A 24,188-nucleotide genomic window follows, 5' to 3' on the forward strand; every position below is an offset into this window, starting at 1 on the left:
TCTTTTTTTGTTTCATTTATGAAAAATCGGGTTCGTTGTAACGAGCAGTTACTACTTTTTTACGCGTATAGAAATCTACTCCGTCTTTTCCGTTTGCATGTAAAGTTCCGTAGAATGAAGACTTCCAACCGGAGAACGGGAAAAATGCCATTGGCGCTGGTACGCCTAGGTTGATACCCAACATACCTGCATCAATATTTTCACGGAAGTAACGAACAGATAATGCACTTGTCGTAAATAGACATGCTCCGTTAGCGAATTCTGATTGGTTAGCATATTCAACGGCTTCTTTTAAGTTTTTCACACGTACGATTGATAGCACTGGTGCGAAAATTTCCTCTTTCCAAATCGTCATATCTTGTGTCACATTTTCGAATATTGTAGGACCTAAGAAGTAGCCGTCTTCATTTTGTTCACCACGTCCATCACGTAGAAGCTTTGCTCCTTCAGCAATACCTTTTTCAATGTAATTTAATGTACGCTGCTTCGCTTCTTCTCGGATAACAGGACCTAGGAAGATACCATCATCTAAACCATTACCCATTGTAATTTCATCAGCTGCTTTTTTTAGTCTAGCTATTAGCTCGTCAGCGACTGATTCTTCTACAGTAACAACTGCACAAGCCATACAACGTTCACCAGCAGAACCGAATGCAGCACTAATAATTTCTTTTGTAGTTAAATCTAAATCTGCGTCAGCTAGTACAGTTGTATGGTTTTTTGCACCTGTTAAAGCTTGTACACGCTTTAAGTTTTGGCTTGCACGTTTATAAACATATTCACCAACTGGCTTAGAACCAACAAATGATACAGCTTTCACAACTGGATGATCTAAAATACCATTTACAACATCATGAGCACCATGAACAATGCTAAATACACCTTTTGGTAAACCAGCCTCATCTAATAGTTGTGCTAATCTTTCAGCAAGTAATGGCGTTTTTTCAGATGGTTTTAAAATAAATGCATTACCAAGTGCGATTGCCATTGGGAACATCCAACATGGAACCATCATTGGGAAGTTAAATGGTGCAATACCGCCAACTACACCGATAGGGTAACGATAATTTGTTGCCTCGATATCAGAAGCGATTGTTGCAAGAGAATCACCCATCATTAAAGTAGGAGCACCTGCTGCAAATTCTACATTTTCAATACCACGACCAACTTCACCAAGCGCTTCTGTATAACTTTTACCATTTTCTTTTGTGATTAAAGTAGCAAGTTCTTCTTGATGTTCTTGTAATAAGTTATGGTATTTGAACAAAATACGCGCACGACGTACAACAGGTGTTTTCCCCCAATTTTTTTGTGCTTCTTGTGCTTTTTGAACAGCTTCTTCAAAATCTTCTGAAGTGGAAAGTGGTACTTGTGCTAATACTTCTTTCGTTGCTGGATTGTATACATTTTCATATTTATCTGTTCTACTTTCTATCCATTCACCATTAATAAAGTTTTTCAGTTTTCTTGACATGATAAGGACCTCCTCTTATTCAAAAAAATTAGTATTTTTTATATAGAATGTTTTAAAATATTTCAATCATCGTACATCATTTAAAAACAGCACTTTTTCAAAATCGATGTGCCATTTACCTGCACCAATAGTAACAAAAGTTATCATTACATTTTTGAGTAAATGACACTATTAACCTTGAGTGCTGATGTTAATAAATAATAGATGGAATTCTCTCCCATCTTATGTGTACGATGATGGTAAAGATAACGACTTTATCATTTCGTTTAATTCAAGTCCATATCGTCAATAACCATTTTAGTAGGATCGTGTTGTGTAACAATTTGATATTGGATGTTCTATGATCTTGAAATGCTTTTAAACTAACGTGATTGTTACATCTCAAAGTTGTCTTAACGCTACTTAAGTTCGCTTTTTGTTTTAACTAAAGGTATTTCCCCACTCCCTTACTACATTCTAAGAGGCAAACAATAATCATTGCATCTAGCGAATCAAGATAAAACAGAATATTTATTATTGACTTTAAATTCAGTTTTCTTGTTTCTTGAGACGAGTATAGCATATAAAATTCAAAAAGTTAACAATAAAATGATTACTTAATGATATATTTTGGGTTAAATTTGATTATATTGTGGTAAACTTTAATAATTAATAGAGGATTAGAGATTTTTAAAGGGGAGGTAATTGAACGATTTGGATATGTTTTGGATATATTTGATAGCAGTGAGTTGTAAAAAATTTAATAGATACAGAAAGTGCATCTAGAACATAACTGCATAATAATAGGCTATTTGGAGAAAAGAAATAAAAATATAGATGATTGTCAATTTTATTCTATGATATAGTATGTAAAATAATAAAAGCTACTAAAGGTATTAGAAATTGGTAAACAAATGAGTGCATTTTGGTAGTAAATAATATATAAAAGAGGAGAATGCCCTATGATGAAGTCACAAAGGATAAAGGCGATTTTAGACTATGTTAGGCAACAAGAATCTGCATCAATCGATGAGCTAGTGGAAGTATTTAATGTTTCCAAAAACACCATTCGACGCGATATTCAAGAGTTAGCTGCAACTGAAAAAATTACCAAAATACATGGAGGTGTATCGATTTCTAATTCTCAAACGGTGCCTTATCAAGATCGTAAGGTGAAAAAACTTCATGAAAAGAAACAATTAGCGCAGCTGGCAGCACAATTTGTGGAGGATAACGATATTATTTTTATTGATTCTGGTACAACAACACTGGAAATGCTTGAGTTTATTAAAGATAAAAGAATTACCATTATCACAAATAATCTTGACTTTACGTTGGATGCAACATACTATCCGAATTTAAGTATTTATTCAATGGGTGGAATGTTTGAACGTTCTACTCGATCTTATGTAGGTACAGAGGGGGTAGAAAACCTTTGTAAATATAATTTTAATAAAGCTTTTATGGCATCGACAGGTATTTCATTGCCAAAGGGAATTACAAATTCCGCTCCATTAGAAACACCTATCAAAGCGAAAGTCATTGAGAGAAGTGAACAAGTTTTTGTGCTAGTGGATCATAGTAAATTTGGGAAATATTCATTAACTACTTATTGTGATTTTAATCAAATTGATTACTTAGTGACTGACCGAAAACCAGACAACATATATTTGCATCATAGTAAAGAATATAATTACAAAATTTTATATCCTGAAAAATAATCATTTATTTATAATGAATGATTAAAAGTATACGGAGTGATAAGGTGAAGAGATGGGATCAATTGCTATTTTTAGTTATTGCATTTATCTTTTGGTTTGCTCATTTTTTATATATTCCGATGTTATCTCCGTACATTGAGCATCTGGGAGGAACATTTACCTTTACTGGTATTGTGTTAGCTAGTTATGGCTTGATGCAATTTTTATTTCGTGTGCCGACGGGTATTAGCTCGGATTTATTAAATAATCGAAAACTATTTGTTGTGCTAGGAATGGCTATTAGTACAGCAAGTTGTTTAGCCTTTGCTTTAACAGAAAGCTTAGAATGGGTATTAATTTCCCGTGCACTAGCTGGAATTGCTGCAGCAACATGGGTTGCTTTTACGATTTTATTTTCTAATTATGCTGCAGATGACAAGCTACATAGCGCAATGGGAAATCTATCATTTGCACTTGTGTTTGCACAATTGCTAGGAATGGCGCTTAGTGCTTGGCTTGTTGAGGAGTTAGGATGGGATGCGCCATATTGGATTGGTACAATATTAGGGGGTATTGGGCTATTGCTTTCTTTCTTTATCTCAGAAGAGAATAAAAGACCAGTAAATAAGCCTATTAAGTTGCGTGAATTGGGCACGGTTGTAAGAGAACCGATGTTATTGAAAGTTTCTCTACTTTCTATATTTGCTCATAGTATTATTTTTACAACAATGTTCGGATTTACTACAGCATATGCATTATCTAAAGGATTACGACCAGCTGAAATCAGTCTTGTTGTATTTGCCTTTATGATTCCCCATGCCATCGCTACATTAATGAGTGGGAAACCATTTATCTTGAAAATTGGTAAGTGGCGTATATTGCAGCTAGCCTTTTTAACAACAGCTATATTTACGATGCTGATGGCTCTTATCGAAACGAAAATACTATTCTTATTTTTACAAATGATGAATGGCTTTGCCTTAGGTTTGCTATTCCCATTATTTTTAGGAATGGCGGTAGAGAAAATACCGCATGCCAAGCGAGCAACAGCGATGGGGGCTTATCAAGCTATTTATGCAATAGGAATGTTTGTAGGGCCGTTTGTAGCAGGATTGCTCAATACTTCATTTGGCTTAGAAGCAAGCTTTTATTTTTCAGGCTGTATCAGCATATTAGGATTTATATGTAGCCTTATATGGTCTAGAGAGATAAAACCAATTACGATGGAATAAGGAGTGTTAACTATGGTAAAAAAAGTACAACTTGGTCGAACAGAGCTTTATGTGAATCCAATTGGTTTTGGGGCGAATGCAGTAGGAGGGCATAATTTATATCCAAATTTAGATGAGGCAGAGGGACGTGAATTGGTACATACAGTGCTTCAACAAGGGGTCAATTTTATTGATACTGCCTTTATCTATGGTCCAAAGCGTTCCGAGGAGCTAATTGGTGAAGTAGTAAAGGAGCAGGGGAATCGAGCAGAAACGATTATTGCGACAAAAGCTGCCCATAGATTAAATCATGAAGGGGAACAATTTAATAATCATCCTACCTTTTTAAAAACGGCTGTGGATGAGGCTCTTGGACGACTTCAAACTGATTATATCGATCTGTTTTATATACATTTTCCGGATAAGGATACACCAAAAGATGAAGCGGTTGGTGCACTAAAAGAGTTAAAGGATGCTGGGAAAATTCGTGCAATTGGTGTATCAAATTTTTCATTACAGCAATTGCAAGAGGCAAATAAAGATGGCTATGTAGATGTTGTACAAGGTGAATATAATTTACTGTCGCGTGACGCGGAACATGAGCTATTCCCATATTTAAAAGAACAGCAAATTTCATTTGTGCCATATTTCCCTCTAGCATCAGGCTTGCTAACAGGTAAATTTAATGAACAGGCAACATTTGATGATTTACGCAGGGGGCTACCATACTTTCAAAATAATGTATTTTCTTCAAACTTAGCAAAGATAGAGCAGCTCCGTCCAATGGCAGCCGAAAAAAATATTGAAATTGCTCATCTTGTACTAGCATGGTATTTAACACGTGAAGTCATCGATGTCATTATTCCAGGTGCAAAGCGAGCAGAGCAACTTTTAATGAATTTGGAAACTTTGAATGTACCATTAACAGATAAAGAAATTCAAGTTATAGATACGATTTTTAACAAGTAAATAATCAGCTATTTTAAGAGAGATGTATATAACCCGAAAAAATAGTTAATATATCATATGTTGATTATTTAATCTGTGGAAAATATAGGAGAAATGCTCTGAGAATTGCAACTAATTGACGTTGAATAAATATCGATATCAAATGGTTGCATTGTCCTTTTTTATAATTTTTTACTTGATAACTGTAATGCGTGTAGATCCTATCGAGTTTATTTATTTGCACCATGAGTGTGTTCTATATTTGCATGTTTAAAGCTAAAGCTGTGATTTATCTGTTCGTGGAAAAATGAATGCTGAAAATTGGTCTTTGCAAAAGTAGTAATAGAGGATATTACGTGTGAGCCAGAAAAAGTGTCTTCGATTTGGAGCATTTGTTTAGGTGTTAAAAGACATAGATTATAACGATTGGGCGGTTGTGGAGCAGGATATAAATTCTGCTCCTTTTGATAAATCATTCCCTATTGTCAAAAGAATATATGATCATATTAGTCGTTTAATAGAAGGATAAGAAAGAATGATCGTTAGTGGGATGCTTGCAGATAAAGATATATATTTTTTCTGCACGTGAATTCAATAATTTACATAAGAGTGTTGATAAATAATTTGTTAAAAAATGATTATCTTATTGTGAAATTGAATGAATAATAGTTATTTTTTTGGAGATATCGATTGCAATTATGGTTAATTTATATCCGATTACGGTTAATTTGTTAGTATAAATTGATAAAGTTATGGTTTTTTTAAAAAAGTTTAATGAGAATTAAATTTTATTAGTGTAATAATTATAGTAGTCTGGTTATTTCTTAGGAATACGACCTTGTATTGAAAATACTAGGTATTTAGAAAGTTTATAGTAGTTACCACTAATTATTTTTACTATTTCGGTAAAGTTAAAAATGGTTTAACAGAGAAAATTGTGCTATTTACGAGAAAATTATATATTGATTTATTTTTCGCAATTTTGTAATATTCAATTTAAGTAAGCGCTTAACTAGATTTATTTTCCTATTATTATAAAGAGGTGATAAACATGAATTGGGGAATTATTAGTGCTGCTAATATTGCATTTGATGAGGTTGTTCCAGCAATTCGCCGCTCGGCTAATTCTAAACCATATGCACTTGCTACCAAAACAAAAGAAAAAGCACAACGTTTTCAAATTGATAATGTCTATGCCACATACGGAGACCTATTAGCTGATGAACATGTAACATCCGTATATATCCCCCTACCAAATGCATTACATCATGATATGGTAATCAAATCATTAAAATCTTATAAGAATGTGTTAGTGGAAAAGCCAGCTACGATTTCATTAGAAGAAATGAAACAAATTGCAGCAACTGTACAAGAAACAGGTCATTATTTTTTAGAAGGTTTTATGTACCAATATCATAAGCAGCATAAAAAGATGCGTGAATTATTGCCTCTAATTGGAGATATTGTACATATTAAATCCCATTTTTCATGGTTATTAGAAAATGAGCAGGATATTCGATTAAATTCAGCATTAGGAGGAGGAGCGATGTATGATGTTGGCTGCTATTGTATGCATGCAATTACACAGTTAATTGGCTTTAAGCCCGCAGTCATTAGCATGGTAAGCAATACTCTTTCTGAAACAGATGTTGATCGTACTAGTGTTTGTACAATGTTTGATAAACATGGGAAAATGGCAACCTTTACTTGTTCGATGGAAATGCCATTTCTTGATTACTATGAAATTATTGGAGAACAAGGCTTGTTAAAAGTTTCACATAGTTTCCGTCCTGATGTTTCGAAAAGTGGCGTCGGAATTGTAGAACGCTACAATAATGCAGGAGATTTGTTAGAACAGCACAAAATTCAGGATGATCAATATTTGAGACAAATTGAACACTTTGAACAGCAAGTGGATAGTAAAGTGTCCTCTGAAAAAAATTTGCAGCAATCACTTGAAATGTCGCATTATTTAGAGCAAGCCTATAAATCAGCTTATAAAAATGGAAAATTTATCAGAGTGGAGGATATTTATTATGCTTAATGTAGCTGTTATTGGATTAGGAAGATTAGGTCGTTGGCACGTGATGAATTTACAGAAAATTAAGTATATTAATATAATTTCAGTTTGTGATTATTCTTTAGAAGTTGCACAAGCTGTTGCAACAGAATCTGGCATTCCACTTTTTACGAACAATGTAGACGAAATTATGAACAATGAGCAAGTTCAAGCGGTAGTAATTGTTACTCCTACAAGTACACACTATGAAATAATCTTAAAAGCGATTGCAGCTAAAAAAGCTATTTTTGTAGAGAAACCATTAACAATTGACATGGAAGAATCTTTGTTAATTCAACAGGAGATCGACAAGAGTGGCGTATTTTGTCAAGTAGGCTTTATGAGACGCTTTGATCAGGATTATGTTGAAGCCAAGAGAATGATTGAGGAAGGAGCAATTGGCAAGCCACTTTATTTTAAAGGGATTAGTCGAGATCCAGTTGCACCAGATTTAAGCTTTATTCCAGGTAGTGGCGGATTATATATCGATTTATGTATTCATGACTATGATTTAGCACGCTTTTTAATGGGAGCAGAAGTGCAAGCCGTTTCTGCCTTTGGTTGTAATATCAAATATCCTGAGTTTGCACAATATGATGATGTAGACCAAGGCTTTACACATCTACAATTTGCAAATGGTGCTGCGGGCGATATAGAAGGAAGCCGTTGTGCGTATTATGGCTATGATATTCGAACTGAAATTATTGGTTCAGAAGGTACACTTCTTATCGGAAGTACAAAAAAATCAAATGTCAATATTTTAACACCTAAAGGAAATCTGCATGAAATTATTCCTGCATTCCCACAGCGTTTCGAGTCTGCTTATGTCAATGAGTTAAGCGCTTTCGCTGAGGCGGTTATGAATGGGGCATTGTCACCTGTAACTGTTGAAGATAGTATTAAGGCCCTACAGATTGCTTACACAGCAACGGCTTCATTTAAAGACCAAGGAAAAATAATAACAATCGAGCACTAGAAGGGGAGAGTGTTGACGATGCCTGAAGAAATACTTGTAATGAAAGATGTTTATAAAAGCTTTCAAAGTAACCATGTATTAAAAGGGGTGAACTTAGGTGTTCGACGCGGAGAAGTACATGTGTTATTAGGTGAAAACGGTGCTGGAAAGTCTACACTGATAAAAATTATTACAGGTGCCTATGCAATGGATAAAGGTGAAATGATTTGGGAGGGGAAGCCTGTTCGTGTTACTGGACCAATAGCATCCATGGAGCTTGGTATTGCAACCATTTATCAAGAGCTAAACGTTATTCCAGAGTTAGCAGTATACGAAAATATCTTTTTAGGGCGAGAGCTAAAAAAAGGTGGTAAGTTCGGAATGCTTGATCGATCGACAATGATTAAGCAAGCAGAGGAGTTATTAGTACGTTTAGGACAAGATCCAAAATTGGCGACAGTTCAGCTAAATAAATTAGGTATTGGTCAGCAACAGCTTGTTGAAATTGCAAAAGCACTTATTTTAGACGCTAAAGTGTTAATTATGGATGAGCCGACATCGAGTTTAAGTGGTGTAGAGGTAGAACAGCTCTATAAAATTGTTGAACAGCTAAGAGCAGAGGGAATGGCCATTGTTTTCATTTCACATCGCTTTGAAGAAATTCAACGTTTAGGAAATCGTATTACTATTTTACGTGATGGACAAGGTGTGGAAACTGTAGAAGTAGCTACAACTCATCAAGATTATTGGATTGAGTTAATGGTTGGCCGTTCTCTTGATGAGAAATTCCCGAAAAAAGAATTTGTGCGAGGCGAAATAGGTTTTAAAATTGAGAATTTTAAAGTGACTGCCAATTCACCTGCTTTAAACATGGAAGTTCATTATGGAGAAATTTTGGGCGTTTCTGGTTTAGTAGGAGCGGGCCGAACAGAATTAGCGAGAGCAATTTTTGCTGCTGATAAACGACATTCGGGAGAAATCTACATTGATGGTGTGAAGCAAAAAATTACTAACCCTCGCCAAGCAATTGAAGCAGGCATTGCGTTTATTACCGAGGATAGAAAATCAGAGGGGCTATTGTTAGATTTACCACTTGACTTTAATGTCTGCTTAGCCAATATGAAGGCATTTAAAGGATCTAGAAAGCTATTAAACCCAGCTAAAATGCGCAAAGAGGCAGCAAAATATGTGAAGGAATTGCAAATTCGGCCTGGCAGCATTGAGTTAAATGCACGCAACTTTAGTGGCGGAAATCAGCAAAAAGTAGTCATTGCTAAATGGCTTTGTACGAAAGCTAAAATTTTCATCTTTGATGAGCCAACAAGAGGAATCGATATTGGGGCAAAAGTTGAAGTATATCGCTTAATGAATCATTTAGTGGATGAAGGTGCGCTTGTACTAATGATTTCATCAGATCTTCCAGAAATTTTAGGAATGTGTGATCGAGTTTTAGTAATGAATCAAGGGGATATTACAGCGAATTTACCAATTGCTGAAGCAACACAAGAAACCATCATGAAAGCAGCAACAATAGGGGCATAGCGTTTAAAGGAGGAATAAGATGAGTGAATTAATTGAAACTTTGAAAGTAGAAAAAAAAGAACAAGGCTGGAAGAAGCTATTAAGTAAATTTGGTTCGCTTTTAGCATTAATTATTTTAATGGCTGTTTTGACAATGACGACTGATAAATTCCTTACGGTCAGCAACCTCATGAATATTGCTAGACAATCATCTATAAATGCTCTACTAGCAATTGGGATGTTACTACCAATTTTAACAGCTGGTATTGACTTATCTGTAGGTTCGATTTTAGCGGTTTCGATTATGGTTATGGGGATTGTTTCAGTTAACATGCAAATGGGTGCAGTCGCTGGTATTGCCGTTTGTTTATTGATTGGCGCAGGATTTGGTTTATTAAATGGTTTACTATTAACAAAACTACGCTTACCGCATCCATTTATTTCAACATTAGGAACGATGAATATTGCGCGAGGTATCGCATTAATTATTACGGCAGCTGCACCAATTGCGGGCTTCCCGTACTTAGTTCAATTTTTAGGTAGTGAATTTGTAGGGCCTATTCCAGTAAGCTTCTTATTAGTTATTGCTGTGTATATTATCTTCCATATTTTTCTGACACGTACTCAAACAGGACGTTATATTTATGCGATTGGCGGCAATAAAGAAGCAGCGCGCTTATCAGGGATTAATGTAGATCGTGTTTTAATTATTGTTTATACAATTAGTGGTTTTATGGCAGCTTTAGCGGGTTTAGTAATGGTAGGACGTGTAAACTCCGCTTTCCCATTAGCAGGACTTTCTTATGAATTAGATGCAATTGCCGCTGTTATTATTGGTGGTGCTAGTTTCTTCGGTGGAGTAGGAACTGTATGGGGGACGTTAATCGGAGCATTGATTATAGCGGTCCTTCGTAATGGGCTGAATTTACTGAATGTTTCGGCAGATTTCCAAATGACCGTAATTGGTGTAGTAATTATTGCCGCAGTTTTCGTAGATGTTTTACGTCAGCGTAAATCTAAAGCTAATTAATGTGTGTATGAAAAAATAAATAGAAAAGAATATGGAGGCTATTAACTATGAAGAAAGTTTTAACGCCATTTCTATCTTTTGCTTTAGTGAGTTCGTTATTTTTAGCAGCATGTAATGATGATCAATCATCATCTTCAGGCTCAAATTCGGATGCTGATAAAAATGTTTCAGTTGTATTAAAAACGACATCGAGTCCCTATTGGAAATATGTAGAGGCGGGTGCTAAAAAAGCAGGTGAGGATCTAGGTATCAATGTGACAATTGTTGGGCCTTCAGCTGAGTCTGAGGTTATTCAGCAAGTAAATATGCTAGAAGATCAAATTAGTCAATCGCCTGATGCGATTTTAATTTCCCCAACGCAGCCAGATACAGTAATTCCTGCATTGGAAAGAGCAGCAAAAGATATTCCAGTGGTATTAATTGATTCAGATGCAACATTTAACGGTAAAACTACATTTATCGGAACAGAGAACTTTAGTGCAGGACAAGAAGGCGGCAAACAATTAGCAAACATGCTTCAAAAAGGTGATAAGGTAGTTCTTATTTCAGGCGCGCTAGGGAATCCAGCAACAGATGAGCGAATTAAAGGTGCTAAAGCAGCGTTAGAGGAAGCTGGAATGGTTATTGTATCGGAGCAACCTGCAGATAGTGATAAAACAAAAGCGATGTCTGTTATGGAAAATATCTTAGAAAAAGACCAAGATATTAAAGGTGTATTTTCAGCAAATGATGATATGGCACTGGGCGTATTACGTGCTGTACAAGCAAAAAATTTAGATATTAAAATATTTGGTACAGATGGTACAGAAGAAGCTGTAAAATCAATTCTTGATAATGGTTTAACAGGAACAGTTGCACAAAATCCTTACAATATGGGTTATCAAGGTGTAGAAACAGCTGTCAAAGCAATATCCGGCGAATCTATCGATAGCCGTATAGATAGTGGCATTACTATTATTACAAAAGAAAATGCACAAGAGCATTTAGATTTCTTAAAATCTATTAGTAAATAAATAGATATTATAATATGATTGCGATTATAGGTTATAAGGGCATCATTAAATAAAAGGAGTATTCAATGAAAAAATCAACTATTTATGATGTGGCAAAAAAAGCGAATGTATCGATTGCTACTGTTTCAAAGGTAGTAAACAACAAAGGTCAAATCAGCGAAAAAACCCGTAATCATATTAAGGAAGTAATGGAAGAAATGGATTATGAGCCGAGCATTATTGCTAAAGCATTGTCAGGAAAAAAAACGAAAACGCTTGGTGTAATAGTACCGAATATAGCAAATCCCTTTTTTGGAGAAATTACGCGCGCTTTAGAAAATAAAGCGCGTGAAATTGAATATGCCATTATTATTTGTAGTACGTATAATCAGTCAGAAAGAGAAGAGGAATATATTAATTTACTGTTAAAGAAACAGGTAGACGGTATTATTATTGCAACAGAGCAGCTTGATAGTGATGTATTAAAAAAAATTAATAAGCGTAATACACCAGTGTTAAAGTTCTCTGTATATGCAGATCCGAATGAAACTGCCAGTGTGACAACTAATAATTACGAAGGTGGGTATATTGCAGCTCGTTATTTATTAGAAAAGGGACATCATCATGTGGGAATCATAGGTGATTTATCAAGGGATAGTGAACAAAAGCGTATTCAAGGCTTTTGTAACTATTTTGAGGTACATCAATCTGCTGTTCAACAGTCCAAGATTATTTCATGTAATTCTGAGTTAGCTGAAGCAAAGATGGCAGCTGAGCAATTGTTGGTTTTCGAGCCGCATCCAACCGCGTTGTTTGCGACAACGGACTTCTTCGCTATCGTTGCAATTAATGCAGCGTTAGAGAAAGGTCTAAAAGTGCCAGAGGATTTATCGGTTATTGGCTTTGATAATACCATTTATGCGCAGCTATGTCAGCCACAGCTTACAACCATTGAGCAGCCTGTCGAAGAAATGGCGCAGCTTGCGATCTATCAATTATTAAAAATTATTGAAGAAGAGAAATGTGCACCGTTTGAACAAATCGTTTTAGCGCCGAAATTAATTGAAAGACAAAGTGTAAAATCATATAACCAAGATTGAAGGATTTATATTGAGGTGCAATATTTCATATAAGTCCTTTAAAAAGTTGTTTGAGTTAAGCGGTTACCTAAAAAGGAGAGAAAAAATGATGATTAATATTGGAGTTATTGGAGCTGGCCGTATTGGACAACTCCATATTGATAATTTAGTTACAATGCCAACGATTAGGGTAAAGGCAGTTGCAGACGTATATATTGATAATGTTCGCGAATGGGCAGAGCAAAGAAATATTGAATATATTACAAATGAACCAATGGATATTATTCAAAATCCAGAAATTGATGCCATATTTATTTGTAGCCCAACGACTACACATAGTGAGTTAATTAAAGCTGCTGCACGTGCTAAAAAGCATATTTTCTGTGAAAAGCCTATTAGCTTTTCAACTGAAACAACGCGAGAAGCATTAGAGGTTGTTAAAGAAGAAGGCGTTAAGCTACAAGTAGGATTTAATCGTCGCTTTGACACCAACTTCCGTACAATTCAAAATCAAGTTGCAAACGGGGCGATTGGTTCTACGCATACGTTACGCATTACGTCACGTGACCCTCAGCCACCACCAATTGATTATATTAAAACTTCTGGCGGCCTATTTATCGATATGATGATCCATGATTTTGATATGGCTCGTTATATCATGCAGTCAAATGTTGTGGAAGTACATGCTAAGGGTGCTGTACTAATCGATGAAAAGATTGGTGAAGCTGGCGATATTGATACAGCAATTGTGTTATTAACATTTGCCAATGGAAGCATCGGAACAATTGAAAATAGTCGTAAAGCCATTTATGGGTATGATCAAAGATTAGAAGTATTTGGCGATAAAGGTGCGCTAGTTACTGAAAATAACCGCCCATCAAATGTTACCTATTTCAGTGAAGACGGTATCATGACAGACAAACCATATCACTTTTTCTTAGAACGTTATACACAAGCTTATATTTCTGAAATAGAGCAATTTGTAGCGGCCATTGTCAATGATACAGAAGTAGTCTGTTCAGGAAATGATGGATTACAAGCAGAAATGATTGCTGAAGCTGCAAAAAAATCAATGGAAACAGGTCAGTCAGTAAAAATTGCTTCTTTATTAGAAGTGTAAAATAGGTTCAGATATGTTGATTGTCCATTTTTATTAACAATATTTGAAATGGGTTCTTCTTATTTCACAAGTAAGTCATATATTTGCTGGAAATAAAGGGCCTCTAAAAGTTATTTAGGAGAGGTCTTTCAAGTGAATTGAAAGGCTACTCCTATTTTTTCTAGTAATAAAGAGATACATATAAATTTTCAAATCGCTTATATACATGGAGGAGGTTCATTTTATGTTAAGTAAAGAAAATATTAAATTAGGTATCGCTCCAATTGGCTGGACTAATGATGATTTACCAGAGTTAGGGAAAGAAGTGACATTTGAACAATGTATTAGTGAAATGGCTTTAGCGGGATATACCGGCTGTGAAATAGGTAATAAATTTCCGAAAAATCCAGAAATATTACATTCATATTTAGATATACGTGGTTTACAAGTAGCATCTGCTTGGTTTAGTGCATATTTAACGACTGCACCATATGAGGAAACAGAGCAGGCATTTTTAAAGCATTGTGATTTTCTACATGCTATGGACGCAAAGGTTATCGTTGTATCTGAGCAAGGTAAGAGCATTCAAGGCAAGCTGGATGTAGGTGTTATTCGTAATAAGCCTGTATTTAATGAAGAGGAATGGGGATTGCTTACTAAAGGGTTAGAGCAACTTGGTAAAATTGCCAAGAAAAAAGGCATGCGAATTGTTTATCACCATCATATGGGGACAGGTATTCAAAATGTATCAGAAATTGATCGCTTAATGGCAGAGACAGATCCAGACCTGGTATCACTATTATTTGACTGCGGTCATTTATATTTTGCAGAACAGAATTATTTAGAAGTATTACAAAAGCATGGAGAACGTATTCATCATGTGCATTTAAAGGATGTACGAGCTGAAGTTCTTCAGACGGTAAAAGAGAATGACTTAAGCTTTTTAGAGGCAGTAAAGGCAGGGGTGTATACTGTACCTGGCGATGGGAATATTGATTTTGAGCCAATTTTTCAAGTGTTAAAGGAGATTGATTATAAAGGCTGGTTTGTTGTAGAGGCTGAACAAGACCCTGCAAAGGCAAACCCATTCCAATATGCAAAAATGGCTCGCATCTATATTGGGGAATTAACAGGGTTATAAGAATAGTTCTATGATATTTGTTGAAGTGTAGCAAAATCTAGTAAAAAGGTCTACAGGCAAGAAAGTTTAGTAGAGGGGAGAAAGAAATGAGCAGAGATTATGGTTTATGTTTATGGTCATTTGGAGATATTTCGCTTGAGGAAAAATGTAAATTAGCAAAGGAAATTGGTGTAAGTGGCGTAGAAGTTCAAGGAGATTTAACACAAAACCCGGGAGAATTGGCGACTATTTTAGCTAAATATGACTTGAAAGTAGTGTCAGTTACACCTGATAATGTAGATATTTCTAGTGAAAATGAAGAGATACGTTTAAAGGCAGTGCAATACTTTTTAGATTTATTAAGCTGGGCAAAAGAGTTAGGAGCAAGCCGTATTTGTTTGCATGGTGATGTAGGAAAAATAGCGGGATGTGGAGAGGTAGAGAAAGATTGGCAGCTCCTTATTGATAGCTCCAAAAAAGTGATGGAGAAGGCAGACACTTTAAATATTGACGTTGTATTTGAAGTGCTAAATCGTTATGAAAACCACCAAATTGTAACAGGACAAGAAGCTTTAGCATTAATTGATGCAGTAAATAGTCCTCATTTATATGTTTTATTAGATGCATACCATATGAATATTGAAGAAGCTAATCCTATCGAGGTCTTAAAAAAAGTAGGAAGCAAGTTAGGTATGTATCATATAGCAGATTCTAATCGTCAAGCAATTGGAAATGGTCATGCTGATCTAAAGGGACAAATCAAAGCTTTACATGAAATCAACTATACAGGGCCGATTATTATGGAGATGATGGCAGAGGGACCAAATCCTTTTACAGCCGTTAAAGGAGAAGACTATCTTCAAGTGCTGGCCGGTTATTATAAAACCTCATTAGCAAAGCTCAAAGAGTGGGATAATTAGAAGTAACAAAGTTTTTAATAACATAAGACACATCAACTGATATAGAAGATATATTGGAATCAGCTTCCACGCTTAGGAAATTAACAGAGCTAAAAACAGCTTCCTGTATAGGTACCACACCCCAAAAAGTTAGAGTTAAAATCTAACTTTTGGGGTGTTTTTATGTGGAAATAGAGAAATGAAACATTGTGAAAGAATATTTAGAAGCTACTTTAGGCTATCCATTATTACCTATAAAAACTACATAGAAATCGGACAAAGCGAGTTTATACAATTCAAGTTAGCTGTATTAAACAACCTATATATGGCGATTGATTTTAACATGAATAATCTCATTCGAATATGCCTCTTAGCCAAATCCATATTTTAGTGAAGAACCTTTCTTTTTATTGTGTTAAAGATGTAATATGTATATATGTTTAAAATAAACGATGTAACAGTAGCATTTATTTAATCGTTACATATTTTCATGAGGGGGTTAAGGAAGGATGAGAGGTACGATTCAAAACAAGCGTGTTGAAATTTCACAAGAGGAAGCACAGCAATACTTAAAATTGGGAAAAGTGGCGCATGTTGCAACAGTAGATGAAGAAGGTTTTCCTTATGTTATTCCGTTTGTCTATGTGTATGAGGGGGAGGACAAACTCTATTTGCATATTGGTAATCTTCGAGAGAGTCATTTTTGGTCAAATATCAAACAAAATCCTAAAGTTTGTATAGAAGTGAGCGATATGGGCGATTTACATCCAAGTAAAAAATATGCCTGTCAATCTGCACTCGTTTACCAAAGTGTGGTGCTGTTTGGACACATCGTAAGAATTGAAGAGGAATCGAAGAAAGAATGGTTCTTTGATGCGCTGCTAGAGAAATATGGCAATCCAGAATGGACATTTGAAAGAGAAGGCTATCCGATTATGCCAAAAATTGAGCTATTTGAAGTACAAATAGAAAAATTGACAGGGAAAATTAATCACGGCATGTATCACTAATCAAAAGACTAAGAATGGTTGAGTTCTATCATTCTTAGTCTTTTCTATTTCACAATATTGTGAAAGAATATAACTGCAAAGAATGGAGGAATTTATATGAAGACTGTCACGGAAGAACATTACCCACTTATAAAACAAACAATAAAAACAGCACCAACATTTGTTTATAGTATACTAGATCAAATTATAGAAGGAACTGTCTATATGGATACAGTTGCTTACCAATCGTTATTATTCCACACGAAATCAGGAATCTATTATGTATATGGCGATGCAAGTAAGACTTCGATTGATCAACAGCTTGTCTACTGCTTCCAACAGGCCATAAAGCAAAAGAAACGTTTTACCTTATTTTCTTATTCAGAGCAGTGGAATATTAAAATTGAACAATTGCTAAATGACCAGCTTAGAAAATTAGAACGCTACACATTTACATTCGATGAAACTATTTATAATCATCAAGAGAAGCGTGGGGAACGACATTACGAAGTCAAGTCTATTACTGACCATCTTATTAACAATTCACTGGAATTTGATCAGACATATTATGAGGAATATTGGGATGCTACCTCTAATTTCCTCGAAAATGGCTTTGGCTTTTGTTTAGTACATAAAGAGCAGATCATTAGTGAAGCTGTCTCTATTTTTAAATCGAATGAATATGCAGAAATTGATATTATGACAGATTCAAATTTTAGAGGACAAGGATTAGCAAGCAGCATTGCGGAAACATTTATAGATCATTGTCTTGCCAACCAGCTAACGCCTTGTTGGGATTGTGATATTTCAAACACGGCATCCATTCATTTAGGCACAAAGCTTGGTTTTACAACTCCGCAAAAATATGCGATTTATACAAAAAGATAGCCCACGTTGCTTTCGAAAACACCGTGAGCTTTGTCTGTAGTTAAAAGAAACGATTGCGTAATTCGAAAACACGATAGAACAGTCTGGCATCTCTAGCCATTTTATTTGGTGCGTTCATATGGGGGCGGAGGCATTGTTGAAACAATTCATCACAGTATTTTGTGCTACCGTGGCGTTCATAGCATTCATCATGCAGTTTACAGCAAGCATCCACTGCATTTGTAGGGGCGCCTGGTCCTGAGCAACCAGGACCACAGTATCGATAGCCAGGATAACAAAAACCGAGCTTGCGATTTCTATTCATCTTCTAAACCTCTCTTTTCGATGTTTTTACTATAAAATATGTAACGTTTCTTCGTAGAAGAGGATAAAAAACTATAAGACTATTCTTTTTGATTTAAGGTTCCTGTAAGCTTAAAAAAAATTAGCTGTAAGGATGGGAAGTTATGCTAGTTATAGCATAAAAGATAAGGAGTTTTTTCAACATGAATCCATCCGTTACACAAAAAGAACGAATCATTTCCTTAGATATTATACGAGGATTAGCGTTATTTGGTATTTTATTTATTAATGTAGGCGCCTACCAGCTTTTAATGGAGGGTGCACCAATGCCTGATATGAGTGGTATCAATGGGGTGATTGATTCACTTATTAATATTTTTATAGAAAAGAAATTTTTCTCTATCTTTTCATTCCTATTTGGGGTTGGTTTTTATATTTTTGCTTCACGTGCAGAAGCGCGTGGGGATAGACCGAAATGGCGCTTTGCAAGACGCTTATTTGCTTTATTGGGTATTGGTATTATTCATATTTTTATTTTTTGGGGCTCTATCCTAGCCATTTACGCAGTGATTGGATTTTTATTGCTCCCATTTTATTCGGCGAAGGTTTCAACTATTTCTAAATGGTTATTTACCATTATCACACTGCATATTCTTGCGCTATTAGGACAAATGTATATGCCGACTAATGCGATTTCGTCAGCTATTTTTGGCTTTTTAGGCAATGATTCCGTAGCCATCTTTATTATGTTTTTAAGTGGATTTTTAGTAGCAAAAGCTGATTGGATTGGGCATATTGGAGCGCATAGTCAAAAAATAAAACGGCTGCTTTACAGTACTTTCCCATTCTTTATTGGATTTTCATTATGGATTTGGTTTGCCTCACAAGCAGATGACCAACAGCTTCAATCTATCATTGGCTTAGGGGTTGTTCCAACAACGTATTTTTATCTAAGTTGTTTGTTTATTGTATTAGAACATAAAACAATAGCGAAGCTACTTCAGCCAATTGGACGTGTGGGGCAAATGGCCTTTACAAATTATTTAGCGCAAAGCTTTATTGGAACTGCCATCATTTCATTAATGGGGCTAGAAGTAGTTTCACCATCAGATATTGTAGTGATAGCGAGTATTACGTTTATCATTCAAATAATTTTTAGCGTGATTTGGTTTAAGTTCTTTACAATAGGGCCATTTGAAAAATTATGGCGATATATGACTTATGGAAAAAAAGTCGTGTCCAAACAATCATAAAATACTGTAAATCCCAAACAATCCTACTGTTTGGGATTTTTTCTGCTAAAATAAATTGTATGTTTTTGTAAAAAATGAAACCTAAAATAGGAGATAATCGTAAACTAGGTACTCGAAATAAAGGAGCGTTTATAATATGGCAAAGCAAATAAAAAAATATATGGCTGTGACAACAGCATCTTTGATGGCTGTACAGCTAGCAGCATGTGGAAATAGTGAAACTCAGACAGTGGAGGAAACCTCTTTAACTACTTCGAATCAGGTAGCAGAAGATCAAAATCAAGCAACTACAAGTAATGAATTAGAAAGTGTTTATACTAGTGAAATGGCTGATGCCTGTGATGAATGGCAAGAAGGTGATGATGGTTCCTTTGAATGTATCGATGAAGATTCACCTTACTATGCACAGCATTTCTTTAATGGTCTGATGTATGCAACGGCTGGCGCAATGATAGGTAGTGCGATATATAAAAGTCGCAATTTAAAAAATGGCATAGATCGAGAGGAGCAGAGCAGTGGTGGTGGTTCAGCCGTGCCACGATCATCATCGAGCGCTAAAGATGAAAGTAAATCAACAAATGGTATAACAAACAGTACGCAAAATAAGGCTGGTTCAACTTCAGGTAGCTCTACTTCAAGTGGATCAAATTCTTATTCGAGTGGACAACGTTCCTATTCGACAGATAGTTCATCTAAGAGCTCCAATTCCTACTCTAATAGCTCCTCCTCAAGTACAGGGAAATCCGGCTTTGGTTCAGGCGGGGCATCTCGTGGCGGCTCGTCCTCCTCGTAAAGTTTGGAAAGGAAGCAAAAACGATGATGAATCATACACAGCAACGACAAGCATTCTACTCGAAATTCCCTAAATTCTTTCCTGACTTTGAGGATTTGGAGTATGCGTTATATGATGTTTTAGAATTGCCAAAGCAGCAAATTGATCAACTTCACTATGCAACACAAATCCTTTGGCGCATTTTTTTAAAAGTTGGGAAACAATTTAAACATTTATCGGTCGATCAACTGTTAGCATTAGGAATTCGACCCGAAATGATACCATATATTCAACTAGATTATTTACAGCAGCAATCAGTTCTGGCACGATTTGATTTTATTTGTACAGAGGAGGGCTACATTAAATGTTTAGAGTTAAATGGAGAAACACCTTTTCTTGTACAAGAAACCTTTGAGATGAATGACGCACTATGTCAGCATTTTGGCTATAAAAATCCCAATGATGTAACAGCCTTACAAAAAACATTGTCGGGTGCTCTTTTTGCTGCCATCCAATATTTACAAGATGTCAACAAACCAAAGATTGTTATCACGGGGAAAACAGCGAAGGAGGACTACGAGGAGTATTGCCAAGTACAATTTATCAAACACTGTATTCCTTTTGATATGGAGTATGTGCCCATTCAAGAACTGATCATCTTTTCTAGTGACACGTCTGAGGTAGCACAAGGTCTGTATACACCCACAATGGAGAAAATTGATATTTTATTTAGACCCGCACACCCTGTAGAGTTTTTACTAGATGATGTGGCATCGGATGGTGATCGCATTGGATTGCATCTTTTAGAGCTTGTCAAAAAAAGACAGCTGGCAATTATTAATCCACCTGCTGCTTATGTATTACAATCGAAAATCTTATTATGGTTAATATGGGAGCGGAGAAATGATCCATTACTCTTTACTTCCGAGGAACGAGCAGCTATCCAGCAATATATGCTCCCTACATACCTTACAGCAGAACCATTTATACGAGAGGATATACCCTATGTGAAGAAGCCTGTTTATTCTCGTGAGGGAAATACTGTAGAAATTTACGCAGGAAGTGGGCAGAGAGTAAATGCTTCCACATCCACACATTATGATGATAATTTGTTTATTTACCAACAGTATGTGGAGATGCCTAGCATAACAGTACAGTTAAAAGAGGGATATCACGCTAAGAAGTGGCTAATTGGTTCATTTGTGGCGGATAATCAAGCATGTGGTTTAAGCTGTCGGGTAGGCAATCAAATTACAGAATGGGATTCACATTGGTTAGCCGTTGGTTACAAGGAATAACAAATTTATAGTGCTGAAAAACAAAACCACCCATAGCATTTTTGTAGAAGGTGAAAATGAATTTCCGTTGCAGGCTACTTGCTTTCCTGTGGGCGAGCGCCGAACCGCTTCCTTCGCTCCGCTCCGTTTAGAGTTTCGCCTGACTCGCTATCCCACGGGAGTCAAGTAGCCTCCCACTCCAACCCATTAAAATGTTTTTTTAGCAGCGGTTTTCAAATAAAGTGAAGGTGTTGACTACTCTATATGAAGAGGTGTTGTCACGCATCGCTCTCCACATTTCTCACTACGGTTAGTATGAAAGAAAAGGAATTTGCAGAATGGTTGATTGGAGTGGAGCCAGCGTCACAGAGGAGACCCGGGAGCGAACGGAAGTGAGTGAAGCGGCTCATCGGACGCCCCCTGGAAAGGACGCTGGCGGAATGGAAATCAACCCCTCGCTTTGCCAAAAGGTCTTTTTCTGTTAGTGACATTAACTTTATTCAACAACATAAATTGGTGAGACTTTTAAAAGTTTCGCCAATCGTTTCGTTTAGTCCTTATTCATTCCAACCTTTACAGACATCAATCCATTCTTTATAGGGTGCATACGTTTCGAGCTCTGAAATCGTTACCTCGATGGCTGAATTGCTACTACCACAGGCTGGAAATACTGTAGTAAAACGTTTCAGTGATTCATCTAAATAAATGGCTACGCCTTCGTTTACACCAAAAGGACACACACCTCCGACATCATGGCCAATCATCGTCTCCACATCATCTTTGGATAACATCTTTGCCTTCGTACCAAATAGGGCTTTATATTTTGCATTATCAATTTTAGCATCACCTGCAGCAACGATTAAGATCGCACCATCATTCACAAGGAAAGATAAAGATTTTGCAATGCGTTCAGGCTCACAGCCAAGCGCCTGGGCTGCTAATTCAACTGTTGCGGAGCTTTCTTCTAATTCTTGTATTTTGTGTTCTACATGCCATTGTGCTAAATGGTGACGTGCTTTTTCAATTGCCATATGTACATCCTCCTACTCATATCAATTATGCCTTAGCATAGGTTGTCGAGATTTTTTGAGATTATTCGAGAAGCTCCCTTTTCTATAGAGGCGAGTTTTCTACATTCATACAAAAAGCTTTTGTTAAATCAAGACAAAATTAATTTTACCATAATTTTCAGAATATATGGTTGTGAATGCTTTATCTTTCGATTACCATTGGTGTAAGGAGTGTAAAATTACACTAAGGAGGTTTTTGTATGCTTAAGTTTATACAAATAGTATCTATTCTAATTGGTTTATCAGTTGTGACATTAATGGTCGCACTCATTATCACATTGAGTGGTGGCATGCATTTAATTAATTTAGTCTTTACTGTACCCGCTTGTTTATTTGTCTGGATTGTTTGTAGCATGTTTAAATGGACCAACACAAAAAAACGAAGAGGCTTGCTATTTGGTGTGATGGGAATCGCCTTATTGATTGCCGCCATTAAACCAATTCAATATTATTATAAAATGAGTATTCCTACTGTGGATGCGGAAATGGATGTAACCGTTTATCAGCCATTTACGCTTGGCAATGAAGTGGTAAAATCTAATGAAAAAGCTTCCTTACAATTGACAGAGCCTTTGCCTCGGTTAGATGGTGCAACAGCCATGTATCCTTTGTATGCGGCTTTTGTGGAGGCTACTTATCCCAAAGGTGACTATTCTCCATATAATAGTAGAGTTCAAGTAAGCCGTACACCAGAGGCCTATCAAAATTTAATTGCAGGAGATGTTGATTTGATCTTTGCGGCAGCACCGTCCACCTCACAAGAATGGCAAGCAGAAAAGGAAGGTCTTACGTTTGATATGACGCCAATTGGTCGAGAGGCATTTGTCTTTTTTGTGCACCGTAAAAATAAAATCGATAATTTAACACTTGAGCAGGTCCAAAAAATATATGCTGGAGAAATAACGAATTGGCGTGAAGTGGGTGGTGAGGATGAGGCCATTCGTGCTTTCCAACGCCCAGCAGATAGTGGAAGCCAAACGACACTAGAAAAATTGATGGGCAATACGCCAATCATGGAGGCACCGACTGAAGATGTTGCATCAGGAATGGGTGGAATCATTCGTGAAGTGTCACAATATCGAAATTATAAAAATGCCATGGGCTTTACGTTTAGATATTATTCTACAGAGATGGTTGGTAATAAAAAAATCAAATTACTATCCATTGACGGAGTAGCACCAACAAAAGAGAATATTCAAAATGGTACATATCCCTTAGTATCTGAATTTTTTGCCATCACAGCTGGTACAGAAAATCAAAATACTCAGAAACTGATTGATTGGATACTTTCTGAGGAAGGGCAAGCGATGGTAGAAAAGGTCGGTTATGTACCAGTGGAAAATCATTAAATAGTTTGCTATACTAAGAGTAATAATCGAATAAAAAGTTTTCTAGGGTTCCGTAGCTATTGCTAGTCTGGTCCGAGAGAAAACCACAAATTGATTTTGTGACACGGAAGGATAAAAGCCTGGGAGATACTGTTTATAAACAGTTTCTTCAGGCTTTTTTTGTTTGGCTAAAATCTAATTATTTGGCGAATGCTGAAAAAGTATTTGGATTAACCAGTTATTCGGCCGTGTCTTATCAAATG

21 protein-coding genes and 1 riboswitch are annotated in these 24,188 nt (G+C 36.0%); of the genes, 18 read left to right on the forward strand and 3 right to left on the reverse strand.

Translation table 11 applies throughout. From position 1 onward, the window contains the following. Nucleotides 1–16: 16 nt before the first annotated feature. Nucleotides 17–1,474: a CoA-acylating methylmalonate-semialdehyde dehydrogenase gene (locus tag MHB65_RS06495; RefSeq protein WP_205442153.1), complete on the reverse strand. Its 1,458-nt coding sequence runs from the start codon at nt 1,472–1,474 to the stop codon at nt 17–19. Between the two features lie 941 nt (nt 1,475–2,415). Between MHB65_RS06495 and MHB65_RS06500 the strand changes: the two genes are divergently transcribed. The 14 genes from MHB65_RS06500 to MHB65_RS06565 all read left to right on the forward strand — a co-directional run bounded on the left by MHB65_RS06500 (nt 2,416) and on the right by MHB65_RS06565 (nt 17,943). After that, nucleotides 2,416–3,174: a DeoR/GlpR family DNA-binding transcription regulator gene (locus tag MHB65_RS06500; RefSeq protein ID WP_009370726.1), complete on the forward strand. Its 759-nt coding sequence runs from the start codon at nt 2,416–2,418 to the stop codon at nt 3,172–3,174. A 44-nt stretch (nt 3,175–3,218) separates the two neighbouring features. Then, a complete protein-coding gene (locus tag MHB65_RS06505; RefSeq protein ID WP_243456068.1) occupies nt 3,219–4,385 on the forward strand; it encodes an MFS transporter in 1,167 nt (388 codons plus the stop codon). A gap of 12 nt (nt 4,386–4,397) precedes the next feature. Beyond that, the gene (locus MHB65_RS06510; RefSeq protein ID WP_342442815.1) at nt 4,398–5,333 is read left to right on the forward strand and encodes an aldo/keto reductase; all 936 of its coding nucleotides are present in this window, start codon (nt 4,398–4,400) and stop codon (nt 5,331–5,333) included. Between the two features lie 1,030 nt (nt 5,334–6,363). Then, nucleotides 6,364–7,356 carry a Gfo/Idh/MocA family oxidoreductase gene (locus MHB65_RS06515; protein ID WP_205442157.1) on the forward strand — a complete coding sequence of 331 codons (993 nt, stop codon included), beginning with the start codon at nt 6,364–6,366 and terminating at the stop codon, nt 7,354–7,356. Continuing rightward, nucleotides 7,349–8,347: a Gfo/Idh/MocA family oxidoreductase gene (locus tag MHB65_RS06520; protein WP_342442816.1), complete on the forward strand. Its 999-nt coding sequence runs from the start codon at nt 7,349–7,351 to the stop codon at nt 8,345–8,347. The genes MHB65_RS06515 and MHB65_RS06520 overlap by 8 nt, the downstream gene beginning before the upstream one ends. An 18-nt stretch (nt 8,348–8,365) precedes the next feature. Beyond that, nucleotides 8,366–9,868: a sugar ABC transporter ATP-binding protein gene (locus MHB65_RS06525; RefSeq protein WP_205442160.1), complete on the forward strand. Its 1,503-nt coding sequence runs from the start codon at nt 8,366–8,368 to the stop codon at nt 9,866–9,868. Between the two features lie 19 nt (nt 9,869–9,887). Next, the gene (locus tag MHB65_RS06530) at nt 9,888–10,877 is read left to right on the forward strand and encodes an ABC transporter permease (RefSeq protein ID WP_205442161.1); all 990 of its coding nucleotides are present in this window, start codon (nt 9,888–9,890) and stop codon (nt 10,875–10,877) included. A 47-nt stretch (nt 10,878–10,924) separates the two neighbouring features. Continuing rightward, nucleotides 10,925–11,890 carry a sugar ABC transporter substrate-binding protein gene (locus MHB65_RS06535; protein WP_205442162.1) on the forward strand — a complete coding sequence of 322 codons (966 nt, stop codon included), beginning with the start codon at nt 10,925–10,927 and terminating at the stop codon, nt 11,888–11,890. A gap of 65 nt (nt 11,891–11,955) precedes the next feature. Then, nucleotides 11,956–12,969 carry a substrate-binding domain-containing protein gene (locus MHB65_RS06540; RefSeq protein ID WP_205442164.1) on the forward strand — a complete coding sequence of 338 codons (1,014 nt, stop codon included), beginning with the start codon at nt 11,956–11,958 and terminating at the stop codon, nt 12,967–12,969. 88 nt (nt 12,970–13,057) lie between these two features. Beyond that, nucleotides 13,058–14,068, forward strand: a complete 1,011-nt coding sequence (gene iolG / locus MHB65_RS06545) for an inositol 2-dehydrogenase (RefSeq protein ID WP_342443701.1) — start codon at nt 13,058–13,060, stop codon at nt 14,066–14,068. 223 nt (nt 14,069–14,291) lie between these two features. Further along, complete coding sequence (iolE, locus tag MHB65_RS06550) at nt 14,292–15,188, forward strand: myo-inosose-2 dehydratase (protein WP_205442166.1); 897 nt, start codon at nt 14,292–14,294, stop codon at nt 15,186–15,188. Between the two features lie 86 nt (nt 15,189–15,274). After that, complete coding sequence (locus tag MHB65_RS06555; protein ID WP_205442167.1) at nt 15,275–16,087, forward strand: sugar phosphate isomerase/epimerase family protein; 813 nt, start codon at nt 15,275–15,277, stop codon at nt 16,085–16,087. A 488-nt stretch (nt 16,088–16,575) separates the two neighbouring features. Beyond that, the gene (locus tag MHB65_RS06560; RefSeq protein ID WP_342442817.1) at nt 16,576–17,076 is read left to right on the forward strand and encodes a pyridoxamine 5'-phosphate oxidase family protein; all 501 of its coding nucleotides are present in this window, start codon (nt 16,576–16,578) and stop codon (nt 17,074–17,076) included. A 96-nt stretch (nt 17,077–17,172) separates the two neighbouring features. Continuing rightward, a complete protein-coding gene (locus MHB65_RS06565) occupies nt 17,173–17,943 on the forward strand; it encodes a GNAT family N-acetyltransferase (protein WP_342442818.1) in 771 nt (256 codons plus the stop codon). Between the two features lie 40 nt (nt 17,944–17,983). Here MHB65_RS06565 and MHB65_RS06570 read toward each other — a convergent pair whose 3' ends face one another. Beyond that, entirely contained in the window at nt 17,984–18,247 is a 264-nt protein-coding gene (locus MHB65_RS06570) for a Parvovirus coat protein VP1-like protein (protein WP_342442819.1), read from the reverse strand. A gap of 181 nt (nt 18,248–18,428) precedes the next feature. Here MHB65_RS06570 and MHB65_RS06575 point away from each other — a divergent pair, with 181 nt between their 5' ends. The 3 genes from MHB65_RS06575 to MHB65_RS06585 all read left to right on the forward strand — a co-directional run bounded on the left by MHB65_RS06575 (nt 18,429) and on the right by MHB65_RS06585 (nt 21,548). After that, complete coding sequence (locus tag MHB65_RS06575; RefSeq protein WP_342442820.1) at nt 18,429–19,478, forward strand: DUF418 domain-containing protein; 1,050 nt, start codon at nt 18,429–18,431, stop codon at nt 19,476–19,478. Between the two features lie 136 nt (nt 19,479–19,614). Next, nucleotides 19,615–20,271: a hypothetical protein gene (locus MHB65_RS06580; protein ID WP_342442821.1), complete on the forward strand. Its 657-nt coding sequence runs from the start codon at nt 19,615–19,617 to the stop codon at nt 20,269–20,271. Nucleotides 20,272–20,294: 23 nt separating this feature from the next. Next, a complete protein-coding gene (locus MHB65_RS06585; RefSeq protein WP_205442174.1) occupies nt 20,295–21,548 on the forward strand; it encodes a glutathionylspermidine synthase family protein in 1,254 nt (417 codons plus the stop codon). A gap of 536 nt (nt 21,549–22,084) precedes the next feature. Here the strand turns inward: MHB65_RS06585 and MHB65_RS06590 are convergent. Continuing rightward, a complete protein-coding gene (locus tag MHB65_RS06590) occupies nt 22,085–22,558 on the reverse strand; it encodes a YbaK/EbsC family protein (RefSeq protein ID WP_205442176.1) in 474 nt (157 codons plus the stop codon). Between the two features lie 239 nt (nt 22,559–22,797). Here MHB65_RS06590 and MHB65_RS06595 point away from each other — a divergent pair, with 239 nt between their 5' ends. Then, nucleotides 22,798–23,946, forward strand: a complete 1,149-nt coding sequence (locus MHB65_RS06595) for a PstS family phosphate ABC transporter substrate-binding protein (protein ID WP_342442822.1) — start codon at nt 22,798–22,800, stop codon at nt 23,944–23,946. A 31-nt stretch (nt 23,947–23,977) separates the two neighbouring features. Continuing rightward, nucleotides 23,978–24,074, forward strand: a riboswitch (guanidine-I (ykkC/yxkD leader). Nucleotides 24,075–24,188 lie beyond the last annotated feature (114 nt).

Source organism: Lysinibacillus sp. FSL K6-0075 (genome assembly GCF_038592945.1).
GTDB classification, from domain to species: domain Bacteria; phylum Bacillota; class Bacilli; order Bacillales_A; family Planococcaceae; genus Lysinibacillus; species Lysinibacillus fusiformis_F.

Excerpts from the sequence above, each read along its gene's own strand:
- MHB65_RS06580 (WP_342442821.1), top strand. The coding sequence starts at position 19,615 with ATGGCAAAGCAAATAAAAAAATATATGGCTGTGACAACAGCATCTTTG.
- MHB65_RS06495 (WP_205442153.1), bottom strand. The coding sequence starts at position 1,474 with ATGTCAAGAAAACTGAAAAACTTTATTAATGGTGAATGGATAGAAAGT.
- MHB65_RS06585 (WP_205442174.1), top strand. The coding sequence starts at position 20,295 with ATGATGAATCATACACAGCAACGACAAGCATTCTACTCGAAATTCCCT.
- MHB65_RS06510 (WP_342442815.1), top strand. The coding sequence starts at position 4,398 with ATGGTAAAAAAAGTACAACTTGGTCGAACAGAGCTTTATGTGAATCCA.
- MHB65_RS06515 (WP_205442157.1), top strand. The coding sequence starts at position 6,364 with ATGAATTGGGGAATTATTAGTGCTGCTAATATTGCATTTGATGAGGTT.
- MHB65_RS06520 (WP_342442816.1), top strand. The coding sequence starts at position 7,349 with ATGCTTAATGTAGCTGTTATTGGATTAGGAAGATTAGGTCGTTGGCAC.
- MHB65_RS06575 (WP_342442820.1), top strand. The coding sequence starts at position 18,429 with ATGAATCCATCCGTTACACAAAAAGAACGAATCATTTCCTTAGATATT.
- MHB65_RS06530 (WP_205442161.1), top strand. The coding sequence starts at position 9,888 with ATGAGTGAATTAATTGAAACTTTGAAAGTAGAAAAAAAAGAACAAGGC.
- MHB65_RS06500 (WP_009370726.1), top strand. The coding sequence starts at position 2,416 with ATGATGAAGTCACAAAGGATAAAGGCGATTTTAGACTATGTTAGGCAA.
- MHB65_RS06540 (WP_205442164.1), top strand. The coding sequence starts at position 11,956 with ATGAAAAAATCAACTATTTATGATGTGGCAAAAAAAGCGAATGTATCG.
- MHB65_RS06555 (WP_205442167.1), top strand. The coding sequence starts at position 15,275 with ATGAGCAGAGATTATGGTTTATGTTTATGGTCATTTGGAGATATTTCG.
- MHB65_RS06560 (WP_342442817.1), top strand. The coding sequence starts at position 16,576 with ATGAGAGGTACGATTCAAAACAAGCGTGTTGAAATTTCACAAGAGGAA.
- MHB65_RS06565 (WP_342442818.1), top strand. The coding sequence starts at position 17,173 with ATGAAGACTGTCACGGAAGAACATTACCCACTTATAAAACAAACAATA.
- iolE (WP_205442166.1), top strand. The coding sequence starts at position 14,292 with ATGTTAAGTAAAGAAAATATTAAATTAGGTATCGCTCCAATTGGCTGG.
- MHB65_RS06525 (WP_205442160.1), top strand. The coding sequence starts at position 8,366 with ATGCCTGAAGAAATACTTGTAATGAAAGATGTTTATAAAAGCTTTCAA.
- MHB65_RS06595 (WP_342442822.1), top strand. The coding sequence starts at position 22,798 with ATGCTTAAGTTTATACAAATAGTATCTATTCTAATTGGTTTATCAGTT.
- MHB65_RS06590 (WP_205442176.1), bottom strand. The coding sequence starts at position 22,558 with ATGGCAATTGAAAAAGCACGTCACCATTTAGCACAATGGCATGTAGAA.
- MHB65_RS06570 (WP_342442819.1), bottom strand. The coding sequence starts at position 18,247 with ATGAATAGAAATCGCAAGCTCGGTTTTTGTTATCCTGGCTATCGATAC.
- MHB65_RS06535 (WP_205442162.1), top strand. The coding sequence starts at position 10,925 with ATGAAGAAAGTTTTAACGCCATTTCTATCTTTTGCTTTAGTGAGTTCG.
- iolG (WP_342443701.1), top strand. The coding sequence starts at position 13,058 with ATGATTAATATTGGAGTTATTGGAGCTGGCCGTATTGGACAACTCCAT.